Source organism: Zarconia sp. (assembly GCF_057467645.1).
Genome location: NZ_JBRJXU010000114.1, coordinates 19,977 through 39,688, shown reverse-complemented (window position 1 = coordinate 39,688; position 19,712 = coordinate 19,977). Strand labels below are relative to the sequence as shown.

Sequence of the window (19,712 nt, the reverse complement as noted above, 5' to 3'; positions counted from 1 at the left end):
CTCCCATAACACACCAGATATAGTAACTTTTTATTTCATAAAGTAAATATTATTTGACTTATATCTCTTTTTGTATTCAAGCGCGTCCCTTCCCCATCCCTCAAATGTCCGCAATAACTCGAGTCAAAATCGAGCCAGCCAAAAGAGATCGGATCTGAGAGAGAGCAAGATCGAGCAAAATGTATCGAAAAGTTAAGCTCTGTTTCATTGCATCACAACTTCGAGGGAGAAGATGAAACCGGTGGCCCCCGCCATGATACGATCGCTGCGGTATAACAATTCAAAGCAATTTTTAGGAGAAGACCTTTGGGAATACGGGTTGCTGTCATTGGAGGGGGTCCTGCCGGTTCCTCCGCTGCTGAAGTCCTAGCCAAAGCCGGCATTGAAACCTACTTATTCGAGCGCAAGCTGGACAATGCCAAACCTTGCGGTGGGGCCATTCCTCTGTGCATGGTCAGCGAGTTTGACTTACCCCCAGAAATTATCGATCGGCGCGTGAGAAATATGACGATGATCTCGCCGTCAAATGTCGAGGTCGATATCAATATCGAAAAGCCGGATGAGTATATCGGGATGTGCCGTCGGGAAATCTTAGATGGTTTCCTGCGCGATCGAGCCCACAAACTCGGCGCGAACTTAATTAACGGGACGGTACACAAACTCGAAATCCCCAGTAACGATACCGACCCCTACACCATTCACTACGCCGACCACTCCGAAGGCGGTTCCAAAGGGATTCAAAGAACCCTAAAAGTGGATGCGGTTATCGGTGCCGACGGGGCCAACTCTCGCGTGGCTAAAGCCATCGATGCTGGGGACTACAACTACGCGATCGCCTTCCAAGAGCGCATTCGCCTTCCCGAAGACAAAATGGCCTACTACGAAAATCGGGCGGAAATGTACGTCGGCAACGATGTTTCTACCGATTTCTACGCCTGGGTTTTCCCGAAATACGACCACGTTGCCGTGGGAACGGGAACCATGCGCGTTCACCAAGCAGATATCAAGAAGTTGCAAGCGGGAATTCGCGCCCGCGCCGCTCGCCGCCTCGAAGGTGGGAAAATTATTAAAGTGGAAGCCCACCCCATCCCCGAACATCCCCGTCCCCGTCGCGTTCGCGGTCGAGTTGCCCTCGTGGGAGATGCTGCCGGAACCGTCACCAAGTCTTCGGGAGAAGGAATCTACTTCGCTGCAAAATCTGCCCGGATGTGTGCCGAAACTCTCGTGGAAACCACCAACGGCGGTCAGCGCATTCCCACGGAAGGAGATCTGAAGCTGTATCTGAAGCGGTGGGATAAAGAGTATGGCATGACCTATTTGGTACTCGATATCCTGCAACGGGTCTTCTATCGTTCCGATGCCTCTCGGGAAGCCTTCGTGGAAATGTGCTCTGACTTAGACGTGCAGCGCATGACCTTCGACAGCTACCTGTACAAAACCGTGGTGCCGATGAATCCTTTAGTGCAGATGAAAATCACAGCTAAAACGATCGCCAGTTTGCTGCGCGGTCCGGCCTTGGCCCCGGCAGAGTATCGTCCGGTAAAAATTCGGAGCTAAACCTTCGGATCTCGTCTGTTATTGAAATTGACGAATAGCGGTTTTCGCAAACATCGATCGTCCCCAGGCAAACGAATTACCATCGTATTGTTGTCGAGTTGGGAGATCGGAGTGAGTGAAAACCGCTACTTTTTTGCTAGGTTCTGTTGACATTTCAGACTGGAAGTCTTGACCCGCAGTGATTTACGAAGCATTTTGCTCGTACAGATGAAACTCAGTCATCACATGGGGTAAACGCCAAATGTCAACACAGCCTAGGGATGTACGGGTTTAGAGTGTACCCATCGTCGGGGTCAACGGCCGCATTCCCCCTATCGGTGTATCTTTGATGACGCGGGTACTTTATTTCTTTGCAAGTCCCCTAGTACTTTTGTGTGGAACTTTTGGAGTCGATCCAGAGCCGATCTCAAGCCGCCTCTCCCAAGAAGAATTGAGGACGCATGACAAACACCATCGCGATCGCACTTGCCACCAACAATCCAATGCCAAAGATGGGCGTGGTTCCCGAAAGAATTAATGAAGGGCAAGCAGCAGCAACCAGACTCAGCAAGGCCACAACTCCGGTCAGTTTGCCAACCCGATCGAACTTCGATCGAATCATCAATCTCAACCCCAACACGCACAACATCACTTCGCTGAGTAAGGTGGCATAGGCAGCCCCCACGCCACCCATCTTGGGAATCAAAATAGCATTGAGAACCACATTAAATAGGGCCGTAACAAACAACAGCGGCGGTAAAGATTTTTCTTTGCCCGTGGCTTGTAAGAATCGATAGGCTAAATTCCCAAACATACTAATTCCCAAACTGGGCAGCAGAATGGCTAGAGAGTCGATCGAGGGAGTAAATTCATTGCCGTAGATAATCTGCACCAGCAGTTTCTGCAAAAAACCGGCTCCGAGTACGACCGGCAGAACTAGAGTTAAAAAGAGGCGATTGGCTTTATAAACTTGCTCTGGAAGTCGTTCGGGTGCATTGGCATTACACTTGGCAAATCGGGTGAATATTACTTGAAAAACTACCCGAGGGAGGGCAAAGAAAATCTCCATAATCCGATAGGATGCGCTGTAGAAACCTGCTTCTCCTGTGAGTGCCATCCCTTTGAGCATCACAATATCAACTTGATAGTAAAGAATCCATAAAATTCCCGAAACCGCAAACGGATAGGCTAAAATTAGGGACTGACGAATTTGCTGAAAATCAATCTTAGATTTGAGATTAACTTTTCCATTTAGATAGTAAAGCAGTCCAAAAATATCGAACGCTCTCGCAATTGCAATCGTCGCCACAACCAGAATCAAGTTTTGCGTGAGTAAGAGAACGAGCGAGGCAATGATATACACCACAGAGCGTTCCGTGGCTACGGCAACGCTTTCCGAACGAAACCAGCCCAACCCTTTAAAAACTCCTCGCAGCGTCATTTTAGCTGCGCGACAAATTTCTGAAAAAACGACGAGATAGCAAACGAACAATCCAACACCTTCGTAATTTAGAGTTTTGGCAAGGGGAAATAATAGAATGAGGACTGGGATAGAATTCAACACCTCAATCGTTAAAAACTTTAGCGTCGATTTGGGACCTTCTTCGGGATTAGCAGCAACTTCTCGTTGCAACAAAATTGGCATTCCGAATTGAATTAAGAGAGCCAGAATAGAGCCGAGGGCTGCGGCAGCAGCAAAGGTTTCATACTTCTCGGGACCGAGAATTCGCCCCATCAGACTATAGAAAAAAAACGTGATTCCGAGAGTCGCTTCACTCAGAAATGCATAAAAATAAGACCAATCCAAACGCGAGAGAATTTTTTTCATCTCAATTTTTTCGATTAAAAATTGGGCGATCGGCTCCTTTCTCTATCGCTGGGGTTTGTATTTCTCACAAGACCCAAAAGAGACATTCGCACCTCAACAAAACGTCACGATCTTGAGTTCGAGAATCCAGAGGACGTGAGGAAAAAATTCTCGGAGTTCAATTCGAGCATTTTTTCCCAGAAATCGATCGAGTTGGATTTTAGAATCATGGGATAGATGCGGGCACGACTTGATGTCGATTTCCGTGACAGCACCTTGGGCTAGGTCTACTCAGGTCTCACCTCGATCGCGGTTCACCGTATTATAGCGGTTCTCATTGATGGAACATTCGGAATTTGAAAGTGCAGAATTGGGAATGAGGAAGGGGATTGGAAGTACGAGTATATTCTTCCGAACCGAGGCCGAACCGATCGCTCTAAGAGGTCATTTATAAAGTAAACCTTAAGCTCCGATCGGGTGGGCAATGACAGTGATTGTGTGAGTCTATCCCCTAATTCGAGCGTAAATCTGCGGTCATACACCGCGCTTTGGGGCTTAACATTCACTTGATAAATGGTCTCTAAATTCCCTCAAATGGAGAGATGTAACTGAGAACCATTTTCCGTTTTTTGCACCTCGATGCGAGCTTGGAAGGCTTCTTTGAGGTGGGGGATGTGGGTGACGGCGAGGATGCAGGCAAAATCGGCGGCGATCGCGTTAATCGCCGCCACCAAACGCTCGCAGCCCCGGTCGTCCTGAGTGCCAAATCCCTCATCCACGATTAGCATTTGCAATGCTGTACCCGATCGCCCCGCTAAGAGTTTTGCCAGTGCCAGCCGAATGGCAAAATTAATTCGAAACGCTTCCCCCCCAGAATAGGTTTCGTAGGGACGAGTCCCCCGCGCGTCGGCAATCAGAATATCTAAGGTATCGATGAGTTTGGCCTTTTTCTTCGATCCCTTCCGCGCCCGTTGAGTGACAAACTGGACGTGGAGTTGATTGGCACTCAGGCGCGATAAAATCCGGTTGGTTTCCGCCTCGAGTTCCGGCAAGACGTTCTCAATGGTTAAGGCCTGAATACCGTTCTTACCAAATGCTTGGGATAGTTCTCGATAGACTCGGCTTTGGCGGCGAATGGCTTTGAGCTGTTGCTGGCGTTCCTCGTATTCCCCTTGCAGGGCTTCGAGTTGCTGCTGCTGCTGCTGCAACCGTCCGTATGCGGCGATCGCCCCATCGAGTTCTCGACGACGCTGCTGAATCTGTCCCTCCAGAGTTTGAATATCACCGGTGCGATCGGGGGTTTCTTCTAACTGTTCTCGCACCGCAGTCATTTGCGATCGAGCTGTTTGCGCCTCGCGATCGTATTCCTGCAAACTTTCCATCAATCCCGCAATCCGCTGCTGGACGCGGGGAGACTCCTGCTTTGCCCCGCGCAATTCTTCCACCCGTCTCACCCACACCTGCGCCTCCCGCAGCGCCCCCCGCACCCGACCGTGTTCTTCGAGGTTATAGTCCAAATTGGCGATGTAGCGCTCCAAATCCGCCCGTTGCCGCGCTAAATCCGATTCCGTTTGCAAAACATCGAGTTGCCGTTCCAAATCGGTGCTGCGGGCGGCGAGTTCCGGACGGCGTTCGTCGATGTCGGCTTGTTGCTTTCGGGCGGCGCGCAGTTCCGCATCCTTAATTTGCGCCCACCGCAACCGATCGACCGCCCCCCGTGCCAGGGCGTGATTTTTTTCATCGTAGTTGAGTTGCTCGACACTGCGATCGAGTTGGGTGAGTTCTTCGCGCACCTCCCGGGCGTAATCCCCCACCGCCAATGCCCGCTCGATTTCCGTTCGTTGGGCGGCCAATTCCTCCAACGTCCCCCGATCGCGATCGCTCGCATCTAACTGTGCCTGAAGCTGTCCCCGCCGTTCCCGCAGAGCATCGTATCCCGCAAGTTCCTGACTCAGTTGACTGTACTCTTGACGCAACACCTGAATTTCTGACTCGGAAGCGTCCAGTTGCTCCTTCACCACCCACAACTGCCCCATAATTTCCCGATGCTGTTCTTGATGCTTTTGCGCCACTAAATCCCAATGATGCTCGTCGAGGGGGCGATCGCACAGAGGACAGAGGGCATCGGGCACTTGCAGCATTTTGATTTTGCGATCGAACTCCTCGATTTGCACTTCATAATCCCGTTGGTGGGCTTTGAGGCGATCGAGAAAACTGCGGCGTTCCAATCCCTTTTCCCGCACGCGCTGCTGGTAAACCTGCTTTTTCTCCAGTTCGCCAATTTGGGCGCTCAGTTCGTCGAGGGCGGCTTGCAACTCCAGCGTTTGCGCGTCCGGGTTTCCCAGGGCGGTTTGTTGGGTTTGGATTTGTTCGAGGCGGGCGTTGAGGCGGGCGGTGGCGCGATCGAGTTCGGTTTGGAGTTGCAATCGGCGCTGCACGAGGGGCGCCACTTCCGTTTGCAGGCGATCGAAGTTCGTCAGGTGTTCTCGAGCAACTTGCAACTCCTCCAATCCCGCTGCGACTTGGGCTTCCTGCGCCAGAATCTTGGCTAAATTTTCGGTCTGGCGATCGAGGGCTTCGAGTTCTGCGACGGCAGCTTGTTGCTGTTGCCGGTAATCGCTCGCGTGCTGCGTCAGTTGTTCCCGAACTCCTTCGAGGCGAGTGCGGGCATCTTGGAGGGCGTTGAATTTCTCAGAAAAGACTTCCTCTTCCCCCTGCAACTGTTGGAATGTCGCGTAACCGAGATCGATTTGGGTTTCTCGTTCCAGGAGTCGATCGAGTTCCTCGGCGTGCTGTTGGGCGTTGGCGAGTTCGAGTTGCTGGCGGTGGGATTCTCGTTGTCGGCGATCTGCTTGCTGTCGGTGCCAGTCGAGTTGTTGCTGCCATCCCTGCCGTTGAGTTTGCTGGGTTTGCAGTTGTGCCAGGGTGCTGCGATCGCCTTCTTGTGCCTGTTGAAGTTCGGCAAGGCAGGTTTGGGTGCGGGCGAGTTCCTCGGCAATTTCTCCTTCTTGTTGCAACTGTTCCGTCAGCGTGGCGAGGTTCTGTTCGAGCAGTTTTTCCTGTCCGGTGGTTTGACTGGCAATTTCTTTGGCTTTTTTGGAGAGTTCGTCGTAGCGATCGAGTTTGAGCAAATCCGCTAAAATCTGCTTGCGTTCCGACGGCGAGCGCAGCATGAACTCGTCGGCCCGCCCCTGGCGCAGATAGGCGGAGTTAATAAAGGTATCGTAATCGAGTTTGATATGTTCGAGGAGTTTTTGTTGGGTGGCCCGCAATCCCTTCGCCGTCAGGGAGCGAAATCCCGTGGGGGTTTCCACTTGAAACTCTAGGGAACTCGACTGTCCCCGACGGCGAGAGCGAATCACCCGGCAAATTTGCCCTTGGCTTTGGAAGGTGAAATCCACGCGCACTTCTTTTTCGCCAATGTGGATCGCGTCATCTTCGGAAGCAGCGCGGCTTTTACCCCAAATCGACCAGGCCATCGCTTCGAGGAGAGAGGATTTGCCCGCACCGTTCGCCCCGCAGATACAGGCCGTATGGAGTCCTTGAAAATCTAGGGTGGCTTCTCGATAGCTAAAAAAGTTTTTGAGTTGGAGTTGGTGGGGAATCATATTGCGGCGATCGCATCGATGAAGACCGAGAAGAGAGGAGTCTGGGGCAAAAAAGTTTGAGTGGGCGAGCAAATCGTCGGCGTTTTATTTTAATTGATGAGTGCGACTCTGAAACAATGGGTTTTGAAGAAATGCGATCGTCGATTTGGTTATTTTTACGGGAAGGAGTAACGGCGATCTCTGACTGAAAGTCTAGTGGAGATCGCTACTTCCACAACTGAGTGAATCGGCAATACTTTTCTTTTCGATCGCCTTTGGATATTTTGAGCAGACTTTTTCCGAATCCACCCTTTTACTTTATATTATTTTAATATTTTGAGGCTTCAAAGTCTATAAAAAAGAGGGACTCGATTGATAAGTCCCTCACGTCAGGATAAAGCTCAAATGTTGAAAGATTAGAGGACGATCGTTTCTACCCTTCCAATTGGGCGATCGCCACTATCTACAATATCAAATTGTCGATCGAGTTCGGTAATTGCGAAGATATACTGAACCGATTCTCTGAGGTTGCACAAACTCAAACGTCGTCCAATTTTACGAGCGTATTTGTTGGCTTCGACGAGGGTCACCAAACCCACATTCCCCACGGAATCAACCTTTGATAAATCGATCGCCCAATGGTCGTGCTGAGTTTGTGCAAGTCTGAATAGCTTGAGCCGAAGCGCAGCTGCTGCTTTTAAATCTAGATTGTGTTGAGGCTGAAGGATAACCGTCATATTTAAAGAGTCTCCTATTCCACTGTTTCCAAACGCAAGCGTTCGAGTCCTAATTTCCGATCTTGAAAGTGTTGAGTCAGATCGGTTTTCAAGTCTTTGAATTTTTAAGTATTATCGTCTGAATATGACCGGTCAAAAAAACGTCGATTTTCCCGCATTCAATGAGTGGATTTATAGAATAGGCTCTAGTGCGGAATTTAGCTTAAAAGCGCGTATGATTTACAGTCACATTGAGTTGAGATCGCTGGGGATTTACGAACGAGATGCAGTCCCAATGGCGGGTCGGTTGAATTTGGCATCTGAGACAACTTGGAAAAAACGAACGGATACGAGGTTGCGATCTGACACTTGCAAGCTAAGTATTTTTACGCAAAATTTAGGGAGATGCGATCGAAGTAAACGCCGTATTTTTACGGAGGCTTTCAAGCAAGCGATCGGTGCCGATCCAATCCCTGGTTGCAACATTCCAATCCGCTGCGTGCCGCACCTTGTTATCCAACAATGACCGTTCCTTCTGACAGGAGTTGTTCTAACTGTTTTAAAGCTGCCATTTCTGATTCGTCAAACTCCTGCGACCAGAGCAATTCATCAATTTCTTGCTCTAAATCGGGCGTGATTTTTCGGGTTTTGACGATTTCTTGAACGATCTGGGTAAATTTCATGGGATACCTACCTGCACAACAAAACTCTATCGTATATGTCCAATATGATGTATCTTTCCCCCTAGGGCTGTGATGCATCTGGCTACATCATAGTGATAATACTGACAAAGAACAGCGATCGAAGAAGCAACACCTAGTGATATCCGTCACCAGAGATCGGCAAGTATTGTTAAAAAAGTCAGCAGGTCGTGCAGTCAAAGAGGTGATGCGATTTTGACTGAGGCACCTTCTACTAGGTTAACAGGAACAAACATGAAGAATCGGTAAAGAATCGCTAAATCTTACAGCGAAATGTTGCATGTTTCGATACTTTTTTCGCGAAACCTTCGTCATCAATTGGAGGATGGGAGATCGGATCGGTGAGGAGAAAACCGATTGACTCACAGTCAATTGTCCATTAAATGTTTGGTAGAAATCAAAAATAAAATCTATTTCTATGCCGAATTCATGAATTTACTGTCTTTTTTCCCCTTAAACCTTAACCTTTAACCCGTTTTCTCCAGATGTCTATTAACTCCTCCCATCTGGAGGGAATATAGCGGTTCTCAAATCAGTGAGGCTCGATCGTGAATCTCAAGTCCCCCTTCATAAGGGGAGGCAGCGTCGCCAGAGGGGTTTCCCCAAGTAGAATGACTGCCGTGGATGCGCGGGGGATCTTCGGGACCTCATCCATTCGAGAAACGCTATAGTTATTCAGATCGCCCTAAATCTTCTGCAATCGGGCGATATTCACGGTGAACTGAAGATGCTTCGCAATCTGGATGCGGTTGCCAAGAGGAATAGGAGGAGTTACCCGATGCAGTCACCAGCTCAATTTGACCGCGATCGTTCCGTATCCATCCCGTGGCTTCTACTAAGGGCACGGGGGGTCGAGATGAGACCTCGGATTCGGCTTCTGTTGGATTGGGGACAAGGTGGATTGGGATTTCTCCCAAGCGGGTATCTCGCCAGACCGTGGGCGGGTGTAAGGGTTGAGATGGGTCTGGGGGGAGTCCGCCATTGCCAGTGATGGCGAAGCGACTTCTATTGGCAATTTCGCAGCGATTTTGAATTTGGGTATTGGGGTTGAGGGGGTCGCCATCTAAGGAGACCAGTCCCGATGCGGGATCGACAATGGGATTGTTGACACTCACCGTGCCATCGACACCGAATTGGGAACTGGCGGTAATGTTGCTATCGGGGGACACGAAGAGTCCTTGGGTGCTAATTTGAATATTGCCTCCACTTCCTTCAAGGGCATTGGCATTAATGCGACTGTTTTCAACGAGAACAAGGGTGTTGCTCTCCAGAGAAAGGTTGCCTCCATCACCGGTATCACCTGCTTCCGCAGCAATGGAACTGCCTTGACGCAGTAGCAGAGAATCTTGCACCCGAAGTTGAAGATTTCCCCCTGCCCCCGATGCTGTGGAAGCACTCAAGCCTCCGAGGCGATCGAGGGTGATGCGATCGGCATCGATCCGTAGGTTGCCAGCATTCCCCGTTCCATTGTTGCCCACCGCAATCTGTGCGCGATCGGTCACTTGTAACGCTTGAGTGGAAATGTCGATCGCCCCGGCATCTCCACTGGGGATGGGAGCGAGATCGAGCAATCGTTGAAACAGCGGTGATGGGAATTGGGCCTCAGATTGCACGCTGCTGAAAATGGGTTCCCCTTCCACAAGCACGAACCCACGGACATCGACCCGGTCGGTGGCAGCAATCGAAAGATTTCCAGCATTTCCTGACGTAGTGGTTGAAACGCTCAGAGAACCACCATCTCGAATCCGTAACTCGGAAGTCTTAACGCTCAACCGACCGGCATTACCCGTATTGAGACTGCGCGATTGTATGGCACTTCTGGCATTACCTTGACTCGATGCTGGATTCACTCCCACAATTTCAACCAACTCCGAGGCATTGACGGTCAGAGAACCCGCATTGCCGACACTGAGAGTGGTTGCGGAGATTTGTCCCCCATCTCGAACGCGCAAACGTTGAGTGGCGATCGTTGTATTGCCTGCATCACCACTCAACAGAAAAGCCAGGGATTGAATACGATTTACTCGATTCGTCTGTTGCAGGCTCGAACCGAACATCTGCACGGACTCGGATGCGGAAATCACAACATTTCCTCCGATTCCCTCTCCATAATTGGCACTCGCAACGATCGCTCCATTTTCGAGGATTAAGTCACGACTGGTCGAGATAACATCAGCTCCTTTTCCAGTGCCGATGTTTTGAGAGCGATATCCACTCGCCAAAGGTGAAGTTTCATCGTTTGTAGCGATCGAGCCATCAAGCAATCGAATCGACTCGCTGGCGGTTACGGTCATACTGCCAGCTCGCTCGCCAGTATTCTGAATTAATAAACTCGAACCATCGCGCATGTCGATATTGCGTCCCCGAACCTGAATCGAGCCTCCCTCACCACTCGCATCTACGAGAGCTTGAGAACTCAGGTGAATGTCATCAAACCCGGTGACACCCTCGTAATCGAGTATCATGCCACCATCACTCAATTGGATTCCGACAATCCCTGCATTTGCACTGCCGAGCTCCACGCGCCCGGATTCAGCCACGAGCATTCCCCCATCTAATGTGACAGGTCCCCCAAGCAATCCCAAGGTTTGTCCGGGGAGCACCCGCAAACTCATACTCGTATCTGGACGCTCGAGGGGCACAAATCCACTATTTCTCACTTGTAAATTGTGTCCGGTTCCCCGAACGGCAATTTCCCCCGGAGTGCTGCCCATCTGTAACCCCACCGGAACGTTCACCGTCAATAATGGCGGTGCGTTCGGTTCTGTGGCACTGTAAAAACTTCCATCTTCAAACAACAGGCTTTCGGCCGTACTTCCAAGGAAGGAACCTCCAATCTCCAATCGGGCATTGGGTCCGAATTGGATGCCGTTGGGATTAATCAGAAACAGGTTCGCACCTGCGTTATTGCGAATCAATCCGTCGATATCGGAAAGATTCCCTCCAGTCACGCGGGTGATGATGTTCTCGATACTGGTGGGGTTGTTGAAAAAAGCCTCACCACCCGTGGGGATGGAAAAATCTTGGAAACTGTGGAAGAGATTGCTGCCTGCTTCTGTTCCCCCCTCGATGGTGAAGACGTTGCCATCGGGTAGTACGATCGAATGATTCGGTAAGGTCGTATCTGAAATAATTTGCGCTCGAGCAGGTAGACTCGCGAGTCCCAAAAGGAGAACCGTACCCACAGACCAAGAGGGCAAAAAGCGAGAAGAGGCTTTGCACATGAATGTTTTTGGGTGGAATTAAGTTCAGGCAGTTCAGAGCTTGAAGGGTGATGGCTAATTCGATTCTATGAAATTCATCGTACAGAGTCGTGAGGAGCGATCGCATCTTGAGAAATCGCATCGCAATCTGGATGGGGTTGCCAGGAGGAGTAGGATGTATTGCCCGATGCGGCGACTAACTCGATTTGACCGCGCTCGTTGTGTCTCCATCCCGTGGCTTCGACTAATGGAACGGGGGGTGTGGATGCGGCCTCGGATTCCGTTTCCGGAGAATGGGGTGTGAGGTGGGTTGGGATTTCACTCAAGCGGGTATCTCGCCATACCGTTTCCGGTTGTAAAGATTGGGTGGGGTCTTCGGGAAGTCCGCCACTACCGACAATCGAAAAGCGACTGCGGGTGGCAATCTCACAGCTATCTTGAATTTGGGTATTGGGGTTGAGGGGGTTGGTATCCAATGCCACGAGTCCCGATGCGGGATCGACAATGGGATTGTTGACACTGACCAAACCATCGACACCGAACTGAGAACTGGCGCTAATTTGGCTATTGGGCGTAACGAACAGTCCGCGGGTGGAGATTTCAATATTGCCCCCCGCACCTTCAAAAGCATTGGCGTTGATGCTGCTATTTTCGACGAGGGCGATGGTGTGTGCATCTAGCGTCAAGTTGCCACCGTTTCCCAAACCACCCGCTTCCGCATCGATCGAACTTTGACCGCGCAATTGCAAAGAGTCCCGCACTTGCAAATTGATGTTGCCTCCGGCTCCCGAAGCCGTTGATGCCGTTAGAGTTCCTTGGCGATCGAGGAATACCGATGTGGCATGAATTTGCAAGTCACCGGCATTATTCGGTCCAATATTGCCCACAGAGATATTCGCCCCATCAGTAATGCGCAACTCGGATGTATTTATCGTCACATCTCCAGATAAAGCATCGGGGACGGGAGGCAATTGAAGAATGCGCTCTAGGAAGGGATCTCCGAGACGGTCGGCGGAAGATCTGACCCGGCTGACTTCCGTCTCCGAAATTTTACCGCTAACTTCGATAAGTTCCGAGGCATTGAGAGTAATGCTGCCGGCCGCACCGCTGGCAAAAGTATCAGAAATAATGCGACCGCCACCTTGGAGTCTTAACTGCTGAGTATCAATGGTGACGGTTCCTGCATTGCCACGGTTAAAGGTTGAGGCGGAAACCAGGCTGACGACATTGTTAACGAGATCGGCTCCGAAAATGTCAACGGACTCTCGAGCCTCAATGATAATATTCCCCGCATCACCCGTTCTCACTGTTGAAGTTGAGATGAGTCCACCATTGGCGATCGTCAGTCGTTGTGTTGAGACTTGAATTTCTCCTGCATCCCCAGTGTCAAAAGCCGATGATAGGAGAGCCGTTCTGATACTCGAATCGGGAGAGGCAAAACCGATAATATCGATCGACTCCGAGGCGTTGGCAATGATAATACCCCCCTTAGCGTCACTGAAGGTTCGAGCGAGAGCCATTCCCCCATCTTGGAGGGTTAACTCTCGAGTGGAGATCTCAATGTCTCCAGCCGCACCACTCCCCAAGGTCTCGTTAAAAAAGCCACTCGTAATGCCAATCTCTTCAAGGAATCCACCGATCTCAACGGACTCGCTCGCATTGATGCGAATCGCTCCGGAAGCTTGCTCTCCCACATTTTGCACGAGTATCACCGAGCCATTGCTCAGGGAAAGATTACGCCCTTGGATTTGAATTGAGCCGTTCCCCAAAAAGCCGCTTGCATCCACCACAGACCGATCGAATAGATGAATATCTCGGAAACCTTGCACTGCTTCGTAATCCAATGCCCAGCCTTGAGTCGCGGCATCGAGGCGAACCACACCCGAATCGACGCTTCCCAACTCAATCCGTCCGGAGTCGGCAAGAAGAACGCCACCGTCCAAATTGAGATTTCCGCCCACGAATGCGAGAGTTCGTGCGGGAGGAACCTTTAGCCCCGAGAGACTTTCACCGCGTTCGATCGGGCTGAGAATGGGGCGTTCGGATGTGAGGGTATGCCCGGCTCCATTCACTTGAATATCTCCCGGATTTTGCCCCATTTGCAAGCCAACGGGAACGTTCACTGTTAATAATGATGGTGCATTGGGTTCCGTGGCACTGTAGAAGCTACCATCTTCAAACAACACACTCTCGGCCGTACTTCCGAGGAACGAGCCGCCAACCTCCAATCTGGCATTGGGTCCGAATTGGATGCCGTTGGGGTTAATCAGAAACAGGTTCGCACCTCCATTGGCACGAATTAACCCGTCGATATCGGAGAGGTTACCTCCGGTGATGCGGGTGATGATGTTGTCGATTGTCAGGGCATTGTTGAAAAATGCTTCACCTCCCGTGGGAATCGAGAAATCTTGGAAACTGTGGAAGAGATTGCTGCCAGCTTCTGTACCGCCTTCGATGGTGAAGATATTGCCATTGGGTAGAACCATCGAATGATTTGGTAAGGTCGTATCTGGAATAATTTGCGCTCGAGCTGGCGTTTGACCCGATCCAAAAGCAAAAACAGTCGCAGATACGAAGACAAAACTTGCCTGGTAAAAGTTCATCAGCGGTGTTGAGTGGAATAAAGTGAATAAATCCCAAGAGACGAATCGGAAAAACGAACCAGCTGGCAAAGTGCGATCGCAACTCAAAGCCTCTGGCTTAGATCGTCAGCATCCTCGGTCGTAACGCTATCCGTTACCAGTCAGCTCGGTTACAAACAGACGAATATAGCAATTCTCAAATCAGTGAGGGCTGATTAAGAATCTCAAGTTCTCCTATCGAAGGGAAATTTAGGGATGTCGTTCGTACCTCATCCATTCGAGAAACGCTATACATCTGTTGAGAGAAATGCTATGTGCTCGTCTTGCATCAATCGCGGATCGAAACTGTTTTGACAACTGTACGGATGGCCGCGCATTTTCAAAGAGTTTCTTCGACATCCTCCCGTGCGCGAACGATCGCACTCACGACAACCCAAGCTATACCTTGAAACACGATCGCCTGACTCCCGAACTCGATCGCAACTTCAAGCGTCTGCGATGCCAAAGCTCGTTACTTTCAGCGTAGCATCGACTCTGTCGCTCAACCTCAGAATCAACAATGGCCAGAATTTTTACCAGAATTCTCAAATTTCTCGCCGGAATCGCGATCGGGTTTCTCCTGAGCGCGATCGTTTCTACATTAGCTGTGGCGATCGATTTTCCCGATTCCCTAACTCCCGCCATCAGAAACTCGACTCCAATTTTCAAACCTTTTCTCGGATTTTCTCCAACGAACCCAACCCTGGCTAAGGCCGTCTCCAGTCCCGGTGCGGCAGGCATGGGAGATCCCTTTTATCCTTTGATGGGGAATGGCGGCTACGAGGTGGAAAACTACACCCTCGATCTGGCGGTGGATACAGAACGCAATTTTATTACCGGAACGGCAACCCTCACCGTCAACGCAACGCAAAATCTGAGCGCCTTTAACCTCGACTTTTTTGGCTTGAATGTCGAGGATGTTCGCATCGACGACACCCCAGCCACCTTCAGCCGCCAGGGAAGCGAACTCACCGTGACTCCGGCAACTCCCCTCCAGAACGGCACACAATTTACCACAACCGTGCGCTACAACGGCATTCCCACCCCCGTCACCGATCCGGCAATTCCCATTCCCCTGGGTTGGCAAAAGGGAAGCGAAGGGATATTCGTCGTCAGCCAGCCGTCGGGTTCCATGTCCTGGTATCCCGTCAACAACCACCCCACGGATAAAGCAACTTACACATTTCGGGTAACGGTTCCCAACCCCTTAGTCGTTGCCGCCAATGGAATCTTAGAAGAGGCGACGGATAACGGAATGACAACGACCTACATCTGGCAGATGCGCCACCCGATGGCGAGCTATTTGGCAACGGTAAATATTGGCAATTTTCGACGCCAGGATGAAGAAAGTTCGATCGGCGTGCCGATTCGCAACTATTTCCCCGAAGGCACTCCCGATCGGACCATGGCGGCGTTTCGTCCCACCTCCGATATGATGGCATTTTTTAGTGAAATGCTCGGACCCTATCCCTACGATGTTTACGGTGCGATCGTCGTCGGGCCGGAATTGGGAGGAAATGCCCTCGAAACTCAAAGTCTGTCGGCGTTTGGTTCCTTCGCCACCCGCGAAACCTTAGTGGCGCACGAGTTGGTACACCAATGGCTGGGAAATCACGTCACGGTGAAGTTTTGGGAAGATATTTGGCTCAATGAAGGCTTTGCCACTTATTTACCTCTCTTGTGGATAGAGGATCGTTATGGGAAAGCGGCGATCGAGGATGCCATGAGTCAAATGTACCGCGAGTTAGAGACCTTGCGGGTGGGACCGCCGGCCAAGATTGCTGTCAACCAAATGTTTAGTCCGTCTGTGTACCGCCGAGGTGCTTGGACGCTGCACGCACTGCGGTTGGAAGTGGGAGACGACATCTTTTTCGAGATTCTCAAAACCTATTCCCAGCGGTTTGCCGGCGGGTACGTCACCACGGCCGATTTTCTCGCGGTGGTGAATGAGGTCAGCGATCGCGATTTGACGGGGTTTCTCTCTCAATGGCTGTACGAGGAGACGTTGCCAGCGTACAGAGGATAGTTGGGGCCGGGGAAGCCGGGGGAGCTAAATTCTTCCTTGTTTTCTGCGCTTTTCCCCCACTCCTCCAACCGTATCACTCGGCTTGAGAACGGCGACGGCGACAGCGATCGGAACAGTACTTGACCTCATCCCAGCACTTTTCCCACTTTTTGCGCCACGCAAACGGGCGATCGCACACGGGGCAAATTTTGGTCGGTAAGTCAGATTTTTTGCGGTTGCGTCCCATAGGGGTTTTAAGGAAATTGCGATCGGGCGAAACATTCGAGTTTATACTCTATACTTACGCCTACTCACCGCATCTGCAAGGTTTTGGACGGTTCCCCCAAAGAATTCCCATGAATTGGCACGAGAATTCGCCTCCAGCCTCCCCTGCCTCCTCTCGCCTGACACCTCAATGCCTCACCCCGCACTCGCACCGATTCGCATCGTCCTTGTCGAACCCGAAGGTCCGCTGAATGTGGGTTCGGTAGCGCGGGTGATGAAAAATATGGGCTTGCATCAACTGGTGCTGGTGAATCCCCAGTGCGATTGGCAGGGGATGGAGGCAAAAAAGATGGCCGTCCACGCGATCGAAATTTTAGAAGCAGCGCGCGTGGTTGATACGTTACCCGAAGCCTTACAAGGCACTCAACGAGTCATCGCCACGACAGGTCGCGATCTCGCTTTGCCCACTCACCTCGAACGTCCTCGCGATGCCCTACCCTGGCTGTTCGAGACCCCCTCGGCGATCGTCTTCGGTGCGGAATATCGAGGACTCAGTAACGAGGAACTCAAATACGCCCAGCGCTTCGTACGCATCCCCAGCAGCGACGACTACCCGTCCCTCAACTTGGCGCAAGCCGTTGCTGTCTGTGCCTACGAGCTTTATCAAGGGGCGATCGAATCCGATCGCTCGCAGATCTTAAGCTCTTCTCAAGCATCTGTGGAAAACCTTGAGGGGTATTATAAGCATCTGGAAACAATATTGCTTAAAATTGGATATCTTTATCCTCACACTGCATCTGCTCGCATGGAAAAATTTCGCCGACTTTACAACCGCGCCGAACTTTCAACCACAGAAGTGGCCATGCTGCGGGGAATTCTCCGACAGATGGATTGGGTGCTGTCCCAGTGTCCGACCATTGATGATACTCTAAACGAGACTGGAGAATCTTGAGGGCGGCCTGGGGACGATCGCTCTTTCTCTTGAAGTGCCCTAACTCCTAAATTTACTCGTGGGTTGCTTGCAATAGTACGACCCAACTCATTAATTATTCATCCCTGCTTGCCCCACTATGTTAAAGTCTGGCAATTCGCGACCCTTGTCACATTTGCGTTCTTCTTTGAAATCGAAGGATTCTTCCGAGCGTCGGCTGAAGTTGTCCGGACCTCAAGAGCCGGTCAAAAAGCCTTCCCCAGAGCGTCCGAGAGTCACCCCCATTTCCTCGGTTCGCGATCGCCTCTCACTACCCCAAATTTCTATAACCCCCCCAGAAGCCTCCTCAGACAAGCGGTTCTTGCGAAAGCCCCCGAATCCAAACGCCAACACGGGTCTGTCTCGCTTTGGCGATCCTCGATTTCGTCACGGTAAGAAACCGATCGCAGGGGCAAGACTTCCTCTCCAGCCACCGGATTCCCCCCCGGAGCCACTGGAAAATCTCAAACCTCTGGGCGATCGATTCCCCCGCAAGGTGACGAATCGAGAGGTTCGAGAGCGACCGCGAAAAGGAACGAATCGAGAAGTTCGAGAGCGGTTAAAATCCAATGCCTCGCGGTCCACGTCGAAATCCTCTCCTCAAAAAAACACCAAATCGGCGAAGGTGACGAAGACGCAACCTCGTAGTAAGCCGCGTCCCCAACCCAAGTCCCCGATTAAACCTTTGGTTTATCTGACGCGCCTCTTAATTTGGGGAGTGGGCATGAGTGCAATTTCGGGGACGGTACTGGCGGTGTGGAATCCGGCCGGTCACTCTCCCGGGAATATCGAGCGATCGCAACCGCAAAGTCCTCAAGACTCCCGACCTTCGATCGAGCTACCCCTAGCCCAGGAGATCGGTTCTCTCAAAACTTCGATCGAGACCGTTACGGCAAAACATCCCCAATTGACACCGGGTGTCTTTTTGGTGGATGTGGATACGGGAGACTATCTCAATCTCAACGGGAAGCAAACGTTTGCAGCGGCGAGCACGATTAAAGTGCCGATTCTCGTGGCTTTTTTCCAGGCGGTGGATGCCGGTCAAGTTCAGCTCGATGAAACCCTCACCCTCAAGTCGAACCAAATTGTTGGCGGGTCGGGAAACTTTCAAGACGATCCCCCCGGAACCACGTACACGGCCTTGGAAGTGGCAACGGCGACCATCGTTACCAGCGATAATACCGCCACGAATATGTTGATCGAGCGGTTGGGTGGCATCGACTCGTTGAATTTGATGTTTCAAAATTGGGGTTTGACGGAGACTGCGCTGCAAAGTCCCCTGCCAGATTTGACGGGAACCAATATCACAACCCCCCAAGATTTAACCCGACTGATTTCCTCCATCGAACGGGGAGAACTGATTTCTCGACGCAGCCGCGATCGCCTCCTCGATATCATGCAAGCCACGGAAAATAATGCTTTGCTTCCTCAAGGTTTGGGGACCGGTGCATCCATCGCCCACAAAACGGGAACCCTCAACTCGGTTTTGGCCGATGTGGGAATCGTCGATTTGCCCAGTGGCAAGCGCTATATTGCAGTAGTCATCGTCAAGCGAACCGATAGCGATGAGGGTGCGGTGGATATGATTCGCCAAATCTCGAGTACCGCCTACGAGCATTTCAATCGCTTCGAGATGTCCCCTCAAACGGCGCAGACATTGCCGATGTCCCCTGCAGCCAGCGAGTCTTGGGCAAATTCTACCCAACAGGCTTGGACGCAGGAACCGCAGTCGGAGTAAGGTCAGCGCGGGTTTACACGGTTTCGGGTTCGGATGGGGAACGGGGAATGGTTTTGGGAGCTCAACATTGCTCGGTCATCGGAAACCGTCTAGATCCCAAGAGTCAATCGAGGGGCAACACTAAATATGGGGCTTGACAAACGAGCAATTTTTTTTCCTTTCACCAAGGACTAACACCCCACACCCCACACCCTTAACCCCATCCCCCTTAACCTTTCATCAACGATCGACCACAGATGTCTGATGTCGTGATATCCTGCACGATATCCAACTGAGATCGACAATCCATGAACGAGCCAAATCGTAATCAAGATCGGGCGTACTGGCAAGAAAATATCGCGCTAATTCGCAATCTTTTAATTGTCTGGGCGATCGTTTCCCTCGGCTTGAGTATTTTGCTCGTTGGTCCCCTCAATACCGTCAATTTCGGACAAGTGCCCCTGGGTTTTTGGATCGCCCAGCAAGGGGCTATTTTTGTATTTGTTATCTTGATTTTTGTCTACGCATTTCAAATGGAAAAAATCGATCGCAAGTATAAAAAATAAATTCGACACGCAGCACGTTTTCAACCAAATCGCATTGGGTTGTTGAAAAAATTAATCT

General features: G+C 51.0%; 13 protein-coding genes. 5 read left to right on the top strand and 8 right to left on the bottom strand.

Translation table 11 applies throughout. The features are described from left to right. Window positions 1-306 precede the first annotated feature (306 nt). Window positions 307-1,557, top strand: coding sequence for a geranylgeranyl reductase (chlP, locus tag AC2215_RS17880; protein ID WP_486811356.1), 1,251 nt, complete (start codon window positions 307-309; stop codon window positions 1,555-1,557). 406 nt (window positions 1,558-1,963) lie between these two features. Here chlP and AC2215_RS17875 read toward each other — a convergent pair whose 3' ends face one another. The 7 genes from AC2215_RS17875 to AC2215_RS17845 all read right to left on the bottom strand — a co-directional run bounded on the left by AC2215_RS17875 (window position 1,964) and on the right by AC2215_RS17845 (window position 14,637). Then, window positions 1,964-3,364, bottom strand: coding sequence for a flippase (locus AC2215_RS17875; RefSeq protein ID WP_486811355.1), 1,401 nt, complete (start codon window positions 3,362-3,364; stop codon window positions 1,964-1,966). Window positions 3,365-3,933: 569 nt separating this feature from the next. Further along, on the bottom strand, window positions 3,934-7,023 hold the full coding sequence (gene sbcC, locus AC2215_RS17870; protein ID WP_486811354.1) for an exonuclease subunit SbcC: 3,090 nt from the start codon (window positions 7,021-7,023) through the stop codon (window positions 3,934-3,936). Window positions 7,024-7,346: 323 nt separating this feature from the next. Further along, a complete protein-coding gene (locus AC2215_RS17865) occupies window positions 7,347-7,667 on the bottom strand; it encodes an STAS domain-containing protein (RefSeq protein WP_486811353.1) in 321 nt (106 codons plus the stop codon). A gap of 491 nt (window positions 7,668-8,158) precedes the next feature. Then, a complete protein-coding gene (locus tag AC2215_RS17860; protein ID WP_486811352.1) occupies window positions 8,159-8,329 on the bottom strand; it encodes a hypothetical protein in 171 nt (56 codons plus the stop codon). A gap of 689 nt (window positions 8,330-9,018) precedes the next feature. Continuing rightward, window positions 9,019-11,571: a two-partner secretion domain-containing protein gene (locus tag AC2215_RS17855; RefSeq protein WP_486811351.1), complete on the bottom strand. Its 2,553-nt coding sequence runs from the start codon at window positions 11,569-11,571 to the stop codon at window positions 9,019-9,021. Window positions 11,572-11,645: 74 nt separating this feature from the next. Beyond that, window positions 11,646-14,153: a two-partner secretion domain-containing protein gene (locus AC2215_RS17850; RefSeq protein ID WP_486811350.1), complete on the bottom strand. Its 2,508-nt coding sequence runs from the start codon at window positions 14,151-14,153 to the stop codon at window positions 11,646-11,648. A gap of 358 nt (window positions 14,154-14,511) precedes the next feature. Continuing rightward, the gene (locus AC2215_RS17845) at window positions 14,512-14,637 is read right to left on the bottom strand and encodes a hypothetical protein (protein ID WP_486811349.1); all 126 of its coding nucleotides are present in this window, start codon (window positions 14,635-14,637) and stop codon (window positions 14,512-14,514) included. A gap of 54 nt (window positions 14,638-14,691) precedes the next feature. Between AC2215_RS17845 and AC2215_RS17840 the strand changes: the two genes are divergently transcribed. Further along, complete coding sequence (locus AC2215_RS17840) at window positions 14,692-16,197, top strand: M1 family metallopeptidase (RefSeq protein WP_486811348.1); 1,506 nt, start codon at window positions 14,692-14,694, stop codon at window positions 16,195-16,197. Between the two features lie 73 nt (window positions 16,198-16,270). Here the strand turns inward: AC2215_RS17840 and AC2215_RS17835 are convergent, their stop codons facing one another. Beyond that, window positions 16,271-16,423: a DUF2256 domain-containing protein gene (locus AC2215_RS17835; protein ID WP_486811347.1), complete on the bottom strand. Its 153-nt coding sequence runs from the start codon at window positions 16,421-16,423 to the stop codon at window positions 16,271-16,273. A gap of 168 nt (window positions 16,424-16,591) precedes the next feature. On the opposite strand from AC2215_RS17835, the gene AC2215_RS17830 reads away from it, so the two are divergent. From AC2215_RS17830 to AC2215_RS17820, 3 genes are all read left to right on the top strand, one after another. Next, window positions 16,592-17,353 (top strand): RNA methyltransferase, encoded by a 762-nt coding sequence (locus AC2215_RS17830; RefSeq protein ID WP_486811346.1) that lies wholly within the window; start codon window positions 16,592-16,594, stop codon window positions 17,351-17,353. A 166-nt stretch (window positions 17,354-17,519) separates the two neighbouring features. After that, window positions 17,520-19,109 carry a serine hydrolase gene (locus tag AC2215_RS17825; RefSeq protein ID WP_486811345.1) on the top strand — a complete coding sequence of 530 codons (1,590 nt, stop codon included), beginning with the start codon at window positions 17,520-17,522 and terminating at the stop codon, window positions 19,107-19,109. 287 nt (window positions 19,110-19,396) lie between these two features. Further along, window positions 19,397-19,654, top strand: coding sequence for a DUF4212 domain-containing protein (locus tag AC2215_RS17820; RefSeq protein ID WP_486811344.1), 258 nt, complete (start codon window positions 19,397-19,399; stop codon window positions 19,652-19,654). Window positions 19,655-19,712 lie beyond the last annotated feature (58 nt).

Excerpts from the sequence above, each read along its gene's own strand:
- AC2215_RS17875 (WP_486811355.1), bottom strand. The coding sequence starts at position 3,364 with ATGAAAAAAATTCTCTCGCGTTTGGATTGGTCTTATTTTTATGCATTT.
- AC2215_RS17865 (WP_486811353.1), bottom strand. The coding sequence starts at position 7,667 with ATGACGGTTATCCTTCAGCCTCAACACAATCTAGATTTAAAAGCAGCA.
- AC2215_RS17860 (WP_486811352.1), bottom strand. The coding sequence starts at position 8,329 with ATGAAATTTACCCAGATCGTTCAAGAAATCGTCAAAACCCGAAAAATC.
- AC2215_RS17855 (WP_486811351.1), bottom strand. The coding sequence starts at position 11,571 with ATGTGCAAAGCCTCTTCTCGCTTTTTGCCCTCTTGGTCTGTGGGTACG.
- AC2215_RS17850 (WP_486811350.1), bottom strand. The coding sequence starts at position 14,153 with ATGAACTTTTACCAGGCAAGTTTTGTCTTCGTATCTGCGACTGTTTTT.
- AC2215_RS17840 (WP_486811348.1), top strand. The coding sequence starts at position 14,692 with ATGGCCAGAATTTTTACCAGAATTCTCAAATTTCTCGCCGGAATCGCG.
- AC2215_RS17835 (WP_486811347.1), bottom strand. The coding sequence starts at position 16,423 with ATGGGACGCAACCGCAAAAAATCTGACTTACCGACCAAAATTTGCCCC.
- AC2215_RS17830 (WP_486811346.1), top strand. The coding sequence starts at position 16,592 with ATGCCTCACCCCGCACTCGCACCGATTCGCATCGTCCTTGTCGAACCC.
- AC2215_RS17820 (WP_486811344.1), top strand. The coding sequence starts at position 19,397 with ATGAACGAGCCAAATCGTAATCAAGATCGGGCGTACTGGCAAGAAAAT.